General features: G+C 60.3%; 13 protein-coding genes. 6 read left to right on the top strand and 7 right to left on the bottom strand.

Going from position 1 to position 15194, the window contains the following annotated elements:
- Nucleotides 1–2 precede the first annotated feature (2 nt).
- The 7 genes from KBY08_RS08250 to edd all read right to left on the bottom strand — a co-directional run bounded on the left by KBY08_RS08250 (nt 3) and on the right by edd (nt 8354).
- Entirely contained in the window at nt 3–848 is an 846-nt protein-coding gene (locus tag KBY08_RS08250; RefSeq protein ID WP_103714741.1) for a carbohydrate ABC transporter permease, read from the bottom strand.
- Nucleotides 841–1749 (bottom strand): carbohydrate ABC transporter permease, encoded by a 909-nt coding sequence (locus KBY08_RS08245; RefSeq protein ID WP_003314048.1) that lies wholly within the window; start codon nt 1747–1749, stop codon nt 841–843. Before KBY08_RS08245 ends, KBY08_RS08250 begins: the two co-directional genes overlap by 8 nt.
- Nucleotides 1750–1853: 104 nt before the next feature.
- Complete coding sequence (locus KBY08_RS08240) at nt 1854–3140, bottom strand: ABC transporter substrate-binding protein (protein WP_054091517.1); 1287 nt, start codon at nt 3138–3140, stop codon at nt 1854–1856.
- Nucleotides 3141–3309: 169 nt separating this feature from the next.
- On the bottom strand, nt 3310–4716 hold the full coding sequence (locus KBY08_RS08235; RefSeq protein WP_024660500.1) for an ATP-binding protein: 1407 nt from the start codon (nt 4714–4716) through the stop codon (nt 3310–3312).
- 61 nt (nt 4717–4777) lie between these two features.
- Entirely contained in the window at nt 4778–5515 is a 738-nt protein-coding gene (locus tag KBY08_RS08230) for a response regulator (RefSeq protein WP_011266831.1), read from the bottom strand.
- Nucleotides 5516–5565: 50 nt separating this feature from the next.
- A complete protein-coding gene (locus tag KBY08_RS08225; RefSeq protein ID WP_111522057.1) occupies nt 5566–6531 on the bottom strand; it encodes a glucokinase in 966 nt (321 codons plus the stop codon).
- Nucleotides 6528–8354, bottom strand: coding sequence for a phosphogluconate dehydratase (edd, locus tag KBY08_RS08220; RefSeq protein ID WP_004406660.1), 1827 nt, complete (start codon nt 8352–8354; stop codon nt 6528–6530). Before edd ends, KBY08_RS08225 begins: the two co-directional genes overlap by 4 nt.
- Before the next feature lie 219 nt (nt 8355–8573).
- Between edd and gap the strand changes: the two genes are divergently transcribed.
- The 6 genes from gap to KBY08_RS08190 all read left to right on the top strand — a co-directional run bounded on the left by gap (nt 8574) and on the right by KBY08_RS08190 (nt 15187).
- Entirely contained in the window at nt 8574–9575 is a 1002-nt protein-coding gene (gene gap, locus KBY08_RS08215) for a type I glyceraldehyde-3-phosphate dehydrogenase (RefSeq protein ID WP_024643214.1), read from the top strand.
- A 182-nt stretch (nt 9576–9757) separates the two neighbouring features.
- Nucleotides 9758–10276 (top strand): RNA polymerase sigma factor, encoded by a 519-nt coding sequence (locus KBY08_RS08210; protein WP_003415260.1) that lies wholly within the window; start codon nt 9758–9760, stop codon nt 10274–10276.
- A 59-nt stretch (nt 10277–10335) separates the two neighbouring features.
- Nucleotides 10336–11301 carry a FecR family protein gene (locus tag KBY08_RS08205; RefSeq protein WP_024640387.1) on the top strand — a complete coding sequence of 322 codons (966 nt, stop codon included), beginning with the start codon at nt 10336–10338 and terminating at the stop codon, nt 11299–11301.
- Between the two features lie 121 nt (nt 11302–11422).
- The gene (locus KBY08_RS08200; RefSeq protein WP_111522058.1) at nt 11423–14002 is read left to right on the top strand and encodes a TonB-dependent receptor; all 2580 of its coding nucleotides are present in this window, start codon (nt 11423–11425) and stop codon (nt 14000–14002) included.
- 115 nt (nt 14003–14117) lie between these two features.
- Complete coding sequence (locus KBY08_RS08195; protein WP_024660498.1) at nt 14118–14732, top strand: biliverdin-producing heme oxygenase; 615 nt, start codon at nt 14118–14120, stop codon at nt 14730–14732.
- Nucleotides 14729–15187: a YbaN family protein gene (locus KBY08_RS08190; protein WP_004406667.1), complete on the top strand. Its 459-nt coding sequence runs from the start codon at nt 14729–14731 to the stop codon at nt 15185–15187. The genes KBY08_RS08195 and KBY08_RS08190 overlap by 4 nt, the downstream gene beginning before the upstream one ends.
- The last annotated feature ends 7 nt before the right edge of the window (nt 15188–15194 follow it).

The following is a 15194-nucleotide window of genomic DNA, read 5'->3' as shown; positions in this document are numbered from 1 at the left end:
GATTACCCCTTGACCGCGCCGGCCGTGAGCCCACGCAGGAAATACTTGCCAGCCAGTACGTAGACCAGCAGTGTCGGCAGGCCGGCAATCATCGCCGCCGCCATGTCAACGTTGTATTCCTTGGCACCTGTGCTGGTGTTGACCAGATTGTTCAGGGCCACGGTGATCGGCTGAGACTCGCCGCTGGAGAACACAACGCCGAACAGGAAATCGTTCCAGATCTGGGTGAACTGCCAGATCAGGCAGACCATCACGATGGGCGTGGACATCGGCAGAATGATGCGCCCGAAGATGGTGAAGAAACCGGCACCGTCCAGTCGTGCAGCCTTGACCAGCGCGTCGGGAATGCTGACGTAGTAGTTACGGAAGAATAGCGTGGTAAATGCCAGCCCGTAGACCACGTGAACAAACACCAGCCCGGTGGTCGTGTTGGCCAGGCCCATCTTGCCCAATGTAAAGGATGCCGGCAGCAGCACGGTCTGAAACGGCAGAAAGCAACCGAACAGCAACAGACCGAAGAATAGCTGCGAGCCCTTGAAACGCCACATCGACAGCACATAGCCATTGAGCGCGCCGATTGCGGTGGAGATGATCACCGCCGGAACGGTGATTTTTATCGAGTTCCAGAAGTAGCCATCGACCAGATCCCAGGCTTTTAGCCAGCCGATTGCAGTCACTACGCTCGGCCAGCTCAACAGGTTGCCGGTGCCGATGTCCTCGGGGGTCTTGAAGCTGGTGAACAGCATCACCACCAGCGGCACCAGATAAATCAGACAGGCCAGCATCAGCACCGCGTAAATCAGAACACGACTGAAGCTGATGCCCGGTTTGCCAACATGACTAGTCATGGCGTTTGGTCCTCAGCTCGGAATACAGATACGGCACCAGAATCGCCAGGATCGCGCCGAGCATCAGAATGGCACTGGCAGAGCCCATGCCCATCTGGCCGCGGCTGAAGGTGAAGGAATACATGAACATCGCCGGCAGGTCGGATGAGTAACCGGGGCCACCGGCGGTCATCGCGGCTACCAGGTCGAAACTCTTGATCGCAATGTGCGCGAGAATCATCACGGCACTGAAGAATACCGGACGCAGGCTTGGCAGCACGACGCGCCAGTAGATCATCGGCAGACTTGCGCCATCCATCTGCGCCGCGCGAATGATCGACTGATCGACGCCACGCAGCCCCGCCAGAAACAACGCCATGACGAAGCCCGAGGACTGCCATACCGCTGCGATGACCAGGCAGTACACAACGCGGTCCTGATCAATCAGCCAGTCGAAACGGAAACCTTCCCAGCCCCAGTCGCGCAACATCTTGTCCAGGCCCAGGCCAGGGTTGAGCAACCATTTCCAGGCAGTACCGGTGACGATCATCGACAGCGCCATCGGGTACAGGTAGATAGTACGAATCATGCCCTCGCGACGAATCCGCTGGTCCAGCAGGACGGCCAGCAGGACCCCGATCACCAGGCTGATTGCAATGAACATCCCGCCAAAGACCGCGAGGTTCTTGCTTGCCACCCACCAGCGATCGTTGTCCATCAGACGCGCGTATTGCGCCAGGCCGACCCATTTATAGGAAGGCAGGAACGTCGAGTTGGTGAACGACAGTGCGAATGTCCAGAGGATGTAGCCGTAGAAACCCACCAGTACGATGAACATGCTGGGGGCCAGCACCAGTTTTGGTAGCCAGCGTTGCAGCGCATCCATTGGCGAGGCTTTGCTGTTCGCAGCGACAGAGCTCATCGGGAGTATCCCATGCGGTATATCGAATCCAGGCCGCAGCCGCAGGTGAAATCAACCAGGGATTTCAACACTGCGGACGACGGTTAAAGGCGGTTCAGAACAAATTACTGGGCAGATTTGATCGCAGTGGCCAGCTTTTTGGCGGTTGCTGCCGGATCGGCTGACGGGTCGTTGATGTAGTTGGTCACCACATCGAAGAACGCGCCCTGCACTGCCAGCGTAGTTGCCATGTTGTGCGCCATGCTTGGCTGCAGACCGCCGGTCTTGGAATCAGCCAGGAAGTCCTTCGCAGCAGTTTGCGCACACGAATCGAAACCGTACTTGCTCATGTCGGACAGCATGTCCTCACGAACCGGGATCGACCCCTTGTTGATGCTGAAGACCTTCTGGAAGTCCTCACCCATGGCGACCTTGGCCAGATCCTGCTGTGCGGCAGTCGTGCCCTCGTCTTTCTGCTTGAACACGGCCAGCGAGTCGATGTTATAGGTAAACGCCTTGTCGGTGCCCGGGAAGGCTACGCACTGGTAGTCCTTGCCGGCGACCTTCTTGGCGGCGGTCCATTCACTCTTGGCCCAGTCACCCATGATCTGCATGCCGGCCTTGCCATTGATGACCTTGGCAGCTTCCAGGTTCCAGTCCTGGCCCTTGCCGTCGGCATCCATGTAAGTCGCGACTTTCTTGAGTTCGGTAAGCGACTTGACCATGCCTTCACCGGTCAGCGCATCCTTGTCCAGATCGACCAGGGCTTTCTTGTAACCGTCAGCGCCCATGACCGAGAGCACAACGGCTTCGAACACGGTGCTGTCCTGCCAAGGCTGACCGCCATGCGCCAGCGGGATGAAGCCGGCTTTTTTCAGCTTGTCGCCCGCGGCGTAGAATTCTTCGAGCGTAGTGGGTGCCTTGTCGATACCGGCTTTCTTGAAGACTTCAGGGTTGATCCACAACCAGTTGACGCGGTGAATGTTCACCGGCACGGCTACGTAATCGCCCTCGTACTTCACGGTGTCGGAGACTTTCTTGTCCAGCAGGGAGTCCCACTTCTCGGACTTGGCGACCTTTTTCAGCGCCTCGGTATCGAGCAGACCGGTAGAGGCCCACTCCTGAATGTCCGGGCCTTTGATCTGGGCCACACCAGGAGGATTGCCGGCAACCGCGCGACTCTTGAGCACGGTCATGGCCGTGGAGCCGCCGCCGCCTGCAACGGCGCCGTCCTTCCAGGCGAAGCCGTCCTTTTCAACCTGAGCTTTCAGAACATCGACTGCAGCCTTTTCGCCACCCGACGTCCACCAGTGCACCACTTCAACAGTGCCTTTGGAGTCAGCGGCGTTAGCGCTCAGAGGGAACAACGAAGCGAGAGAGATGACAACAGCGAGACGTGACATGGAATTCATCGAATTGACCTTTCTTGTTGTTATGCATGAGCAAGTCTGGTGCTTGCGCTTCGTGGGAGTCTAACCAAGCCTGACGCGCCGACAGTAACGAAGGGACGCGCAATTGTCACAGGATGGTGACAATTTAAATCCGATTGCAACCATTAGCCAAAAGCCACTTCCCAACCAGTCATTCCGCAGTTCTCGGCAGGTACAACGTTACCCGCAACCCTCCGTCACGCAGGTTCTGCAGGCTGACTTCGCCGCCATGACTGTGGGCAATGTTGCGAGCGATGCCCAGGCCAAGGCCGTAGCCCTGCTGCTGATTGCCTGCCAGGCGGAAATGCGGTTCGAAAACGTGCTCAAGGCGCTGCTCGGGAACGCCAGGGCCTTCATCGTCGACATGCAGCACGAACGCGTGGGCATCGTCTTCGACCTTCAGGTGCGCGCGGTCACCGTATTTGAGCGCGTTGTCGATCAGGTTGCCGATGCAGCGCTTGAGCGCCAGCGGTTTGCCTGAATAGGCAGCCTGTGCCTCACCCTGCTGCGTGACACGTCCATTGCCATCAGCGAGCAGCCAGGGTTCGACCAGACATTCAAGCAGCGCATTGAGGTCCACCGGCTCGATGTTTTCATGGATATCGGTGTCCTTGACGCACTGCAGCGCGCCTTTGACCAGCAATTCCAGTTCGTCCAGATCGCGACTGAATTTGCGTTGCAGTTGCTCATCCTCGAGCAACTCGACCCGCAGGCGCAAACGCGTGATGGGCGTACGCAGATCATGGGAGATGGCACTGAACAACTGGCCTCGCTCGGTCAGGTAGCGGCTGATCCGCGTGCGCATGGCGTTGAATGCCCGGCTGACCTCGATGACTTCGCTGCCGCCGCCCTCGACCACAGGCTCGACATCCGCGCCCAGCGACATGTCCCGTGCGGCCCGCGCCAGGCGCTTGAGCGGACGGCTCTGCCAATGCACCAGCAACCCGATGAACAACAGCAGAAATGCGCTGGTCAGGACAATGAACGACACCTGCTGAAGGGGCAGTTCCTGCTCCTCCAGCGAGGTGTAGGGTTCAGGCAGTAGCGAGGCAATGTAGAACCACTCGCCGGGCGCCATTTCGATTTGCGTGACCAGCACCGGAGGGTTCACCGGCTCGAGTGTCAACGCGTAATGGGCCCAGGAACGCGGCAGCTCGTCGAGCTTCAGACCGCTGTTGAAGATCCTCAGATCTTCGGGCCGCGCAAACCATACGGTGATGTCCGGACCATTGCCCAGACGCTGGCGCAGCACTTCGCCCACCACGTCCAGCACCGCCTGCTTGCGAGGAGTGGGCTGCATGATCTGCATGTCCAACGGATGATCGTTGAGTGACACCACGAAGCGTGTGCCGCCCATACTGCGCAACTGGTCGAGCACCATAGGCCGGTAAGCCAGCGGCAATGAGCGAAAGTAGCTGACACTGGCCGCCATCGAGTACGCCAGGCTGCGCGCACTGGTCACCAGGCCCTCCATCTGCGTGGCACGTAGCTGTGACAGCCAGATCACACTGGACAGCGCCTGAGCCAGGAGAACCGCCAGCAAGGTCAGCAGCAACATGCGGCCCAGCAACGAGCGCGGCAGCGGCAGGCCGGTTCTCTTCGCGCCTGCCGCTGTCGGTTTAATAGCCGTTGCCCGCTTGCGAGTTGACGTTCGCGGCCAACAGGTAACCACTGCCACGAATGGTACGGATCAGACGCGGCGACTTGCCGGTGTCGCGCAGACGCTGACGCAGGCGGCTGACCGCCATGTCGACGATCCGCTCCAGCGGCATCAGCTCTCGCCCACGCGTGGCGTTGCCGATGGTGTCGCGGTCGAGAATCTGCTGGGGGTTGTCGAGAAACAGTTTGAGCAGTGCGAAGTCGGCGCCGGACAGAATCACCTCTTCGCCGTCATTGTGAAACAGCCGGTGGCTGACCATGTCCAGTCGCCACTCATCAAACAGGATCACATCGCCACCCGGACGCTCCTGACCGAACTGGGCACGTCGCAACAGCGCCTTGATGCGCGCCTGAAGCTCGCGCGGACTGAACGGCTTGCCCAGATAATCATCGGCTCCCAGCTCCAGGCCGATGACCCGGTCGGCCTCGTCAGAACTGGCAGTCAACATGATGATCGGCACATGCGGCTGACGCGGATGCTGGCGGATCCAGCGACACAGACTGAAACCGTCTTCATCGGGCAGCATGACGTCAAGGATCAGCAGGTCGCTTGGCTGGTCATTGAACGCCCGGCGGAAATCCGCGCCATCACCCACCGTGCGCACCTGGAAACCGGCGCGGCTCAGGTAGGTGTCCAGCAACTCGCGAATTTCCTGATCGTCATCCACCAACAGGATCGATTTACTGACTGGGCTCAAGTTGAAGCGTCCTTGTCTGGCTGTGAATTCTTGTTGTTATGCCATATCGCTCAGATCTGCGCACCAAACGCCTGTTGCAGGGCCACGCCCGACCCCATGAGGCCAGGGTATTCGGCCGTTACCAGCCACACCGGCAGACCTTTGAAATAGTCGCTCATGACGCCCTTCTCGGCCATGGCGCGCTTGAACCCGCTGTTGATGAAGAACTCAGTAAAGCGCGGCACCACGCCACCGACGATATAAACCCCGCCGAGGCTGCCCAGGGCCAGCACATGGTTGCCGACCACTCTGCCGAGAAACACGCAGAATTGCTCCAGCACTGCCGCGGCTACCGGGTCGCCCGAGAGCGCGGCGGTGGTGATCGCCGCAGGCGATTTGAGCACCGGCTCGATATCGTCCAGCGCGCAACTGACCTGATACAGCAACAGCAAGCCGGCACCGCTGAGCACGACCTCGGCGCTGACATGCTCGTGTTCGGCCATCAGCCGTGTCCACAGCAGCGCCTCGCGCGCAGTCCCGATGGGCAGATCGGCATGCCCGCCCTCGCCCGGCAACGCCATCCAGCTACTGCCTTCGAGTTTGATCAGCGTACCGACGCCCAGCCCGGTCCCCGGCCCCACCACCACGCGCGGCCGGTCAGGCTTGCCGACACCGTGGCAGACCGTCAGGTATTCATCGTCCTTGAGCCGGGTCATGCCCAGCGCCATGGCGGTGAAGTCGTTGATCAACAGCAGTTCATCGACCTGCAGGTCGGCGCAGAACGCCTCGCGGCTCAATTGCCAGTGGCTGTTGGTGAACTGAAAAAAATCACCGTCGACCGGTCCGGCGACCGCCAGGCATACATGACCGATATCGCCGCGCTGCAGCTCCAGGTCTTGCAGATAGACTTCGATGGCCTTCTCCGGACCCGCGTAGTCAATGGTCGGGAATACCCGGACAGAATGCAGCGTGCTGTTTTCCCAAATGGCAAAACGTGCATTGGTACCGCCTATATCACCGACCAGGGCCAACTTCACTTAAGCGTCTCCAGACTAGAGGTAAAGGCGCTGGCGCCTTGCTCTGCGGAGCTGAAGGCCATGCGCATGAATCCAAAAAGCTCGCGACCGCAGCCGACACTGTTGTCGATCTGGTTGATGGCCGGTTCTCTGGCGGCCAATTCTGACGCTTCGACCAGAACTTGTAACGTGCCTTTTACACCATCCACACGAATCACATCGCCATCACGCACGAGAGCCAATGGGCCACCATCGAACGCTTCCGGACAGACATGAATCGCCGCCGGGATCTTGCCCGAGGCGCCCGACATGCGTCCATCGGTGACCAGCGCAACCTTGAACCCGCGATCCTGAAGGACCCCCAGAAACGGCGTCATCTTGTGCAGCTCGGGCATGCCATTGCAGCGCGGCCCCTGGAAGCGCATCACCGCGACGAAATCGCACTCCAGCTCACCCGCCTTGAAGGCATCGGCCAGTTCCTTCTGATCCTGGAACACCTTGGCCGGCGCTTCGACGATCTGATGTTCCGGAGCCACGGCGGACACTTTCATCACGCCGCGCCCCAGGTTGCCTTCCATGACCCGCAGGCCACCTTCTGGCGAGAACGGACGGGCAACCGGCCGCAGGATATTTTCATCGAGGCTTTCGAGCGGCCCTTCACGCCAGACCAGTTTGCCGTCTTCCAGGAACGGCTCTTTGGTGTAACGGCTCAGGCCGTAACCGGCCACGGTGTTGACGTTTTCGTGCAGCAGGCCGGCAGCCAGCAGCTCGCGAATCAGGAACGACATGCCGCCTGCCGCCTGGAAGTGGTTGATATCGGCCTTGCCGTTGGGGTAGACGTGACTGAGGGTCGGTACCACTTCCGACAGATCGGCCATGTCCTGCCAGGTCAGCTGAATGCCGGCGGCCTGGGCAATGGCCGGCATGTGCAGCGTGTGGTTGGTCGAGCCGCCAGTCGCGTGCAGCGCAACGATGGAATTGACCAGCGAGCGCTCGTCGACGATCTCGCCGATCGGCATGAAGCTGCCACTTTGCTTGGTCATACGCGTTACCTGGCGGGCCGCCTCGGCCGTCAGCGCATCACGCAAGGGCGTATAGGGATTGACGAACGAGGCACCGGGAAGGTGCATGCCCATCACTTCCATCACCAGCTGGTTGGTGTTGGCGGTGCCGTAGAAGGTGCAGGTTCCCGGACCGTGATACGACTTCATTTCCGAGTCGAGCAACTCTTCGCGGGTGGCCTTGCCTTCCGCATAACGCTGCCGTACGTCGGCTTTTTCCTTGTTGGAGAGGCCTGAAACCATCGGCCCGCCGGGCACGAAAATGGTCGGCAGATGACCGAACCGCAAGGCGCCCATCATCAGGCCGGGCACGATCTTGTCGCAGATGCCCAGCATCATGGCGGCGTCGAACATATTGTGTGACAAGGCAATCGCCGTGGACATGGCAATCACTTCACGGCTGGCAATGGCCAGCTCCATGCCCGGCTCACCCTGGGTCACGCCATCGCACATGGCCGGCACACCGCCGGCAAACTGACCGACCGAACCAATGTCACGTAAAGCCTGTTTGATCTGGGCTGGAAAGTGTTCGTAGGGCTGATGCGCCGAGAGCATCTCGTTGTAGGAAGAGACGATGGCCACGTTGGCGGCGTTCATCAGACGCAGACTTTGCTTGTCTTCCGGTCCGCAGGCGGCGACGCCATGGGCAAAGTTGGCGCATTGGAGCTTGCCGCGCATCGGGCCATCGCTCGCTGCGCCGCGAATCAATTGAAGGTAGCGCTGACGGGTATCGCGACTGCGGGCGATGAGACGCTCGGTTACTTCAAGGACGCGGGGATGCATGTGATGAACTCCAGGCTAACGTCTAAGGTCACCCGTAAAGACGGCTCCGGTTTTCGAGCAGTGACTGTCAGGGAGCAAAACCCTGATCTCGATCAACTGGGAGGGCCTTTCAGGCTTGTAGTTGTAGATAAAACAAAATATTGCCACTAAAAAGGCTTGTTTTCTATTTCTATGAGAATAATCTTGTAATTCCAACAACAAATTCAGAAGGACGGCTGTATGACTCTTCGTATCGCAATCAACGGTTTTGGCCGAATCGGCCGCAACGTCCTACGCGCACTGTATACCCAAGGCTACCGTCAGGACCTGCAGGTCGTCGCCATCAACGATCTTGGCGACAGCGAAATGAACGCACACCTGCTGCGCTTCGACACCGTACACGGCCCTTTCAGCGGCACGGTCGAGTGCGACAAGGACAGCCTGACCGTCAATGGTGACCGTATTTCGGTCAGTGCCATTCGCAATCCGGCCGAGCTGCCTTGGAAAGCGCAGGACATCGACGTGGTGTTCGAATGCACCGGTCTGTTCACCAGCCGTGACAAGGCCGCCGCGCACCTCACCGCCGGCGCCCGCAAGGTGATTATCTCCGCGCCAGCCAGCGGAGCCGATGCCACCATCGTCTATGGTGTCAACCACGACACGCTGCGCCAGTCGCACCAGATCATCTCCAGCGCCTCGTGCACCACCAACTGCCTGGCACCGGTCGCTCAAGTGCTGCATCGCGAGCTGGGTATCGAAAACGGTCTGATGACCACCATTCATGCCTACACCAACGACCAGAACCTGATCGATGTCTATCACACCGATCCGTACCGCGCCCGCTCGGCCACGCAGTCGATGATCCCGAGCAAGACCGGCGCTGCCGAAGCGGTAGGTCTGGTACTGCCGGAGCTGGCAGGCAAACTCACCGGCATGGCTGTGCGCGTACCGGTCATCAACGTTTCGCTGGTCGACCTGACCGTGACCCTGAAGCGCGAAACCACCGCCGATGAAGTCAACGCGCTGATGAAAGAAGCCAGTCAGCACTCCAAAGTGCTCGGTTACAACTCATTGCCGCTGGTCTCCCACGACTTCAACCACAACCCGCTGTCGTCGATCTTCGACGCCAACCACACCAAGGTCAGCGGCAAGCTGCTCAAGGTACTGTCGTGGTACGACAACGAATGGGCGTTTTCCAATCGCATGCTCGACAACTGCCTGGCACTGCATAACGCGCAGTAAAGGACAGACGTCCAGACAAGCGCCTGCTCTCATGCCCATGCACTGCGTGGGCATGCGGCTTCGGGCGTCCTCGCGCGGTCTTGAGCGCGCCTCTGGCGGACAAATATTTACAGATCCAGGCTTGACCCGCCCAGAAGATGAGAAGCATTATCATTTGCTCGAATCTCCGGTCGGGCTCCTTCGTGTCGCACTCAGACTTCAACAACGTGTTTCTGGCCCAGCGCCCGGTCCTGTTACGTACTCTGCAACGCATGGTTGGCAATCAAAGCGCTGCTGAAGACCTGCTTCAGGAAACCTGGCTGCGCGTCAGCCGTGCATTGACCGAACACCCGGTCGCTCATCTTGAACCCTTCGTTTTCCAGACCGCTCGCAACCTGGCGCTGGATCATTTGCGTGCGCGGCGCATCCACGGCCGCACCATGCTCGAAGACGTGTCGCCTGCACGGCTCGAAAATGTCGTGGCCCAGCTGGGCTCGCCCGAAGATGCTGCACACGCCAAGCGCCTGCTGGAGAACCTGAGCGCCAGTCTGAGCACGCTGAGCCCGCGCCAGCAGAAAATCTTTACCCTCAGCCGCCTCGATGGCCGCAGCTATCTGGAAATTGCCGAGCAGTTGCAGGTCTCTGCCAGTACCGTACAAAAAGAATTGAAACTGATCATGGCGATCTGCATAGGCGTCCTTTCCAGGCTTGACCCGCCCTGAACCCTGCCGCACGCTGCCACACTCATATCGATACAGTTTCAGGATTGCCGAGGAACACCGTGGCCCCGAAAACAGAACGTCCGCACGCGATCGCGCAGGACGTGTTGAGCAACGCTGCAATGGATCAGGCCCTGACCTGGCTGATCGAGCTGGAAGGCGCAGACGATGCGCATCAGGCGCGTTTTCAGGAATGGCTGAATGCCGATCCCGACCACGCTCGCGCATTCGAGAAGGCCCGGACGCTCTGGAGCTCGCAGCCGGTTCGGTGCGCAGCCGAAAATATCGCACCACCGCGCAAGCGCTCGGCATGGCAGCGTGCCCGTTCCCACTGGAAACCTCTGGCCACTGCTGCGGTGCTGCTGTTGGGGTTGTTCAGCTTCAGCAATCTGCCCTTGCGCCTGCAGGCCGATCATCTGACGGTCGTCGGTGAACGCCAGCGCCTGGAACTGGCGGACGGCTCGAAGGTGCTGCTCAATACTGATTCGGCTTTCTCCAGTCAGGTCGGAGAAAAACAGCGCTCTGCCCGCTTGTACCAGGGTGAAGCCTTCTTCGATGTCACGCCCAGGCCCGGGCTGCCCTTGGAAATCGAAGCAGGCCCGGTGCGCATGAGCGCCAACAGCACCGCGTTTTCGGTGCGCTACCTGAACGGCGTCGCGCAGGTACACGTGCAACGCGGCGCTGTCGACGTGCACGCCAGCCATGGCGACTCCAGCCTCAGTCTGGGCGCTGGAGACAGCGTTCGCGTGGGGCCTGACGGGTTTGGGCAGCGTGAAAAGCTTGACCCGGCCCGGGACCTGGCCTGGGTGCAGGGCCGACTGATCTTCGACAACTCCCCGCTGGGCGACGTACTGGCTGAGCTGCGCCGTTACTATCCAGGCTGGATCGTCAGCACCAATGCGCAACTGGACCGTGTTGCCGTAACCGGCAACTACCGCCTGGACAACCCGCTCGACGTGGTGCGTTCGCTGGCGCAGATCACGTCGGCAAGCATTCACGAAATGCCCGCGCTGGTGATTCTCAACTGAAGAAAAGTTTTTTTACTCGATAGCGACTGGCCGTTCGTCTAGTCATAGCCAATGCAACTGATTCTCATTGTGAAACAGCTTGTAAACACTATGACGAGCAACACCCCAGGGAGCGCTACCGATGTCATCCACGTTCACGCCTGTCGCCCGACAACGCGCAAGGCTTACGCTTTCTCTGCTGACGATTGCGGTACTGGGCGCCAGTCTGCAGCTGACAAACGCCAGTGCTGCCAGTGAAAGTACTCATGCGACCCGCCCGGCGGCCACCTACCCCTTCTCGATCAGTCAGCAACCCCTGGTATCGGCGCTGAACGAGTTCAGCCGCGTGACCGGCTGGCAGGTAGGCATGTCGGCGGGCCTGGCCCAAAACGTCATCTCCCCTGGGGCCAGCGGGGAACTGAGCGCTGCCCAGGCGCTGGACAGCATGCTTTCCGGAAGCTTGCTGAGCTACCGCAATCTGGGCAACAACAGCGTCGTGCTGGAAAAACGCGCCCCCACCGCTGGCGTCATGGCGCTGGATCAGATCACTGTCAGCGCCACACGCCAGGCCCAGGATGTCGCCACGGTGCCGAGCACTGTCAGCGTACATTCCCGTGAGGAACTGGACCGCGACAACGTCAACACGCTCCGCGACCTGATGCGTTACGAGCCGGGGGTCTCGGTGGGTGGCGCAGGCCAGCGTGCGGGCACGACCGGCTATAACATTCGCGGCATCGACGGCAACCGGATCCTGACCCAGGTCGACGGCGTCGAGGTGCCCGACAGCTTTTTCACCGGTCCCTATGCACAGACTCACCGCAACTATGTGGACCCGGAGATCGTCAAGCGCGTGGAAATCCTCCGCGGTCCCGCTTCGGCCCTGTACGGCAGCAGCGCCATTGGTGGTGTGGTCAGCTACTACACACTGGACCCGGACGACATCATCAAGCCCGGCAGGAATGTCGGCGCGCGGCTGAAAACCGGCTACAGCTCGGCAGACCAAAGCTGGCTCAACTCGGCCACCGTCGCAGGCCGTCAGGGCGAGTTCGACGGCTTGCTGCACCTCAGCCAGCGCAATGGCCATGAAACCGAATCCTATGGCAGCACCGGCGGTAGCGGATTGAGCCGCACGCAAGCCAACCCTGAGGATGCGCGCAGTACCAATGTGCTGGGCAAACTGGGCTGGAATTACGGCGACGGTTCGCGTCTGGCGCTGGCCTATGAAAAGTACAAGGACGACCGCGACAGCAATCTGAAAAGCGCAGTCGGCGGGCCATTCGCCAACGGCAGCGGTCTGGGGATGTATCAGGCGCGCGAAGGTAACGACACCATCACCCGCGAGCGCTTTGGGATCGAAAACAGCTTCGCCCTCGACAACCTGCTGGTCGACAACGTCAAGTGGAGCTTGAACTATCAGATCGCGAAAACCGATCAGAGCACCCGGGAACGTTACTTTCCGTTCTCCCGCGATGTCATTCGTGAACGCGACACGCAGTATCAGGAAAAGCAGTGGGTGTTCGATGCCCAGCTGGACAAGGCATTCTCCGTTGCCAGCACCGACCACGTGCTGACCTACGGCACAACGATCAAGCGCCAGAAAGTGACCGGATTGCGCAGCGGCAGCGGCACTTGTGCGCGAGTCTTCGGCTCCTGCCGCGCTGTCGGTGCAGACAGCCCGAGTGACCGACTGGCCGCAACGAGTGATTTCCCCGACCCGACCATCACCAGCTACGCGTTGTTTGCGCAGGACCAGATCAGCTGGAATGACTGGACCTTCCTGCCCGGCGTGCGCTACGACCATACCCGGCTCGATCCGACATTCACCTCGCAATTCCTCAGATCGGTCAGCCTGACCGACCCAGACCAAGCGAACGATGAAACGCGAACCTGGCATCGCCTGTCACCCAAGCTGGGCGTGACGTACGCACTCAGCGATGCCTACACGTGGTACGGCCAGTATGCCGAGGGCTTCCGCACGCCTTCAGCCAAGTCACTGTACGGACGCTTCGCAAACCCGACCGCCGGGTACGTGGTCGAACCCAATCCGAACCTGAAGCCCGAAACGAGTAAAAGTTACGAAACCGGGCTGCGCGGTCGCTTCGAGTCCGGCTCGTTCGACATCGCGGTGTTCTACAACAAGTACCGCGACTTCATCAACGAAGACGCCATCACTCCCGGCTACAGCGAACTCACCTTCCAGTCCAACAACATACGCCACGCCACCCTCAAAGGCGCCGAACTCAAAGGCCGTCTGAACCTCGACAGCCTGGGTGCGCCGAACGGTCTCTACAGCCAGGCCTCGGTCGCCTATCTGCACGGCCGCAACGACGACACGGGCGAGCCGCTCAACAGCGTCAACCCGCTGACCGGTGTCATGGGGCTCGGTTATGACCGCGATCACTACGGCGGTCTGTTGAGCTGGACTCTGGTCAAGCGCAAGAACCGCGTGGATGACAGCAACTTCCACACGCCGGACGGCACCTCCAGCCAGTTCAGGACACCGGGCTTCGGCATTCTGGACCTGACCGGCTACTACAAGGTCAGTGATGACGTGACCGTCAACGCAGGCCTGTACAACCTGACCGATAAAAAATACTGGCGCTGGGACGATGTGCGCGGCTACGACGGCGTGGGAGAAGCCGGCGTAACCGCACCCGCCAACCTCGATCGCCTGACCCAGCCGGGACGCAATTTCAGCGTCAACGTGGTGTGGGACATCTGAGCCCGAACGTCTCTGAAAGCCCGCCGCTGGATGATCGAGCGGCAGGCTTTTTTTACGCTTTCGGGCCTGACTGTTCGTCTATTCAACAAGCCCTTTTTCAGCAAGGAAGACTACGATGCCCCTTGATCAGAACCGACCGACCCTGCGTTCGCAACGCCTGAGCCAGATCACCCACGCGCCGCATGAACAGCTCGACAAGGCGGTCAAGGCACATGCGCCGTTTGACACCCTGGCCAGCTATTCGCGCTTCGTGGTTGCCCAGTACCTGTTCCAGAAAGAGCTGCAACCCCTGTACAGCGACCCCGCGCTTCAAACGATCATCAGCGACCTGCCGGCCCGCTGCCGGGCCGAACAGGCCAGAGCAGACCTTGCCGACCTGAACATGGACCTTCCCCTGCCGGTGGCGGGCGCGGTACAAAAGCCGAGCAGCGCTGAAGCGCTCGGCTGGCTGTTCGTCTCCGAGGGCTCCAAGCTCGGTGCAGCATTCCTGATCAAACGTGCCCAGGCCCTGAACCTGAGCGACAGCTTCGGCGCGCGGCACCTGGGCGAGCCTGCCGGAGGCCGGGCTGCAGGCTGGAAAGCCTTTGTCCGAACGCTTGATGAACTGCCACTGACTGCCGAACAGGAAGCAGAACTCGATCGCGGCGCCATCGCCGCATTCGAGCGTTTCAACGTGTTGCTGCAGTACGCCTACGCCGATGCTCCCGTTGCAGACATGGCACAGGCATGAAAAAGCGCCCGGTGCTGTTAAGCTGGCCGGGCTCCCCGAACCTGCCTGTAGAGACCATGACGTACAAACCACCCGGCTCAAGACTTTCACGCCTTTTATACGGCATCCTCGCCTACACCGCGCTGGGCATAGGCATCGTTGCGATCTTCGTTCCCGGCCTGCCAACCACCGAGTTCATTCTGCTGGCCGCCTGGGCGGCAACACGCAGTTCGCCGCGACTGAACGCCTGGCTGGAAAATCACCGGGTGTTCGGACCGATACTGTACAACTGGCGTAACGGCCGACTGGTCGCGCGAAAGGCCAAGATCAGCGCTACCATCAGCATGCTTGTCTGTGCCGTGGTGATGCTGAGCCTGATCGGCCATGCCTGGTGGCTGTACCTGGCACTCACGGGGATGGCGCTGGGCAATCTATGGATCTGGTCGAGGCCGGAGCCGGACAAGATAGAGCGTTGAGCGCAGG

This window comes from Pseudomonas sp. P135 (assembly GCF_020312125.1).
In the GTDB taxonomy this organism is placed as follows: domain Bacteria; phylum Pseudomonadota; class Gammaproteobacteria; order Pseudomonadales; family Pseudomonadaceae; genus Aquipseudomonas; species Aquipseudomonas fragariae.
Note: the sequence above shows the minus strand (reverse complement) of the source record. Positions and strands in the feature narration are given on the sequence as shown.

What these genes read in the sequence shown, in the direction of transcription:
- KBY08_RS08195 (WP_024660498.1), top strand. Translation starts at nt 14,118, where the DNA reads ATGCCCCTTGATCAGAACCGACCGACCCTGCGTTCGCAACGCCTGAGC.
- KBY08_RS08200 (WP_111522058.1), top strand. Translation starts at nt 11,423, where the DNA reads ATGTCATCCACGTTCACGCCTGTCGCCCGACAACGCGCAAGGCTTACG.
- KBY08_RS08240 (WP_054091517.1), bottom strand. Translation starts at nt 3,140, where the DNA reads ATGAATTCCATGTCACGTCTCGCTGTTGTCATCTCTCTCGCTTCGTTG.
- KBY08_RS08235 (WP_024660500.1), bottom strand. Translation starts at nt 4,716, where the DNA reads ATGTTGCTGCTGACCTTGCTGGCGGTTCTCCTGGCTCAGGCGCTGTCC.
- KBY08_RS08190 (WP_004406667.1), top strand. Translation starts at nt 14,729, where the DNA reads ATGAAAAAGCGCCCGGTGCTGTTAAGCTGGCCGGGCTCCCCGAACCTG.
- KBY08_RS08245 (WP_003314048.1), bottom strand. Translation starts at nt 1,749, where the DNA reads ATGAGCTCTGTCGCTGCGAACAGCAAAGCCTCGCCAATGGATGCGCTG.
- gap (WP_024643214.1), top strand. Translation starts at nt 8,574, where the DNA reads ATGACTCTTCGTATCGCAATCAACGGTTTTGGCCGAATCGGCCGCAAC.
- edd (WP_004406660.1), bottom strand. Translation starts at nt 8,354, where the DNA reads ATGCATCCCCGCGTCCTTGAAGTAACCGAGCGTCTCATCGCCCGCAGT.
- KBY08_RS08250 (WP_103714741.1), bottom strand. Translation starts at nt 848, where the DNA reads ATGACTAGTCATGTTGGCAAACCGGGCATCAGCTTCAGTCGTGTTCTG.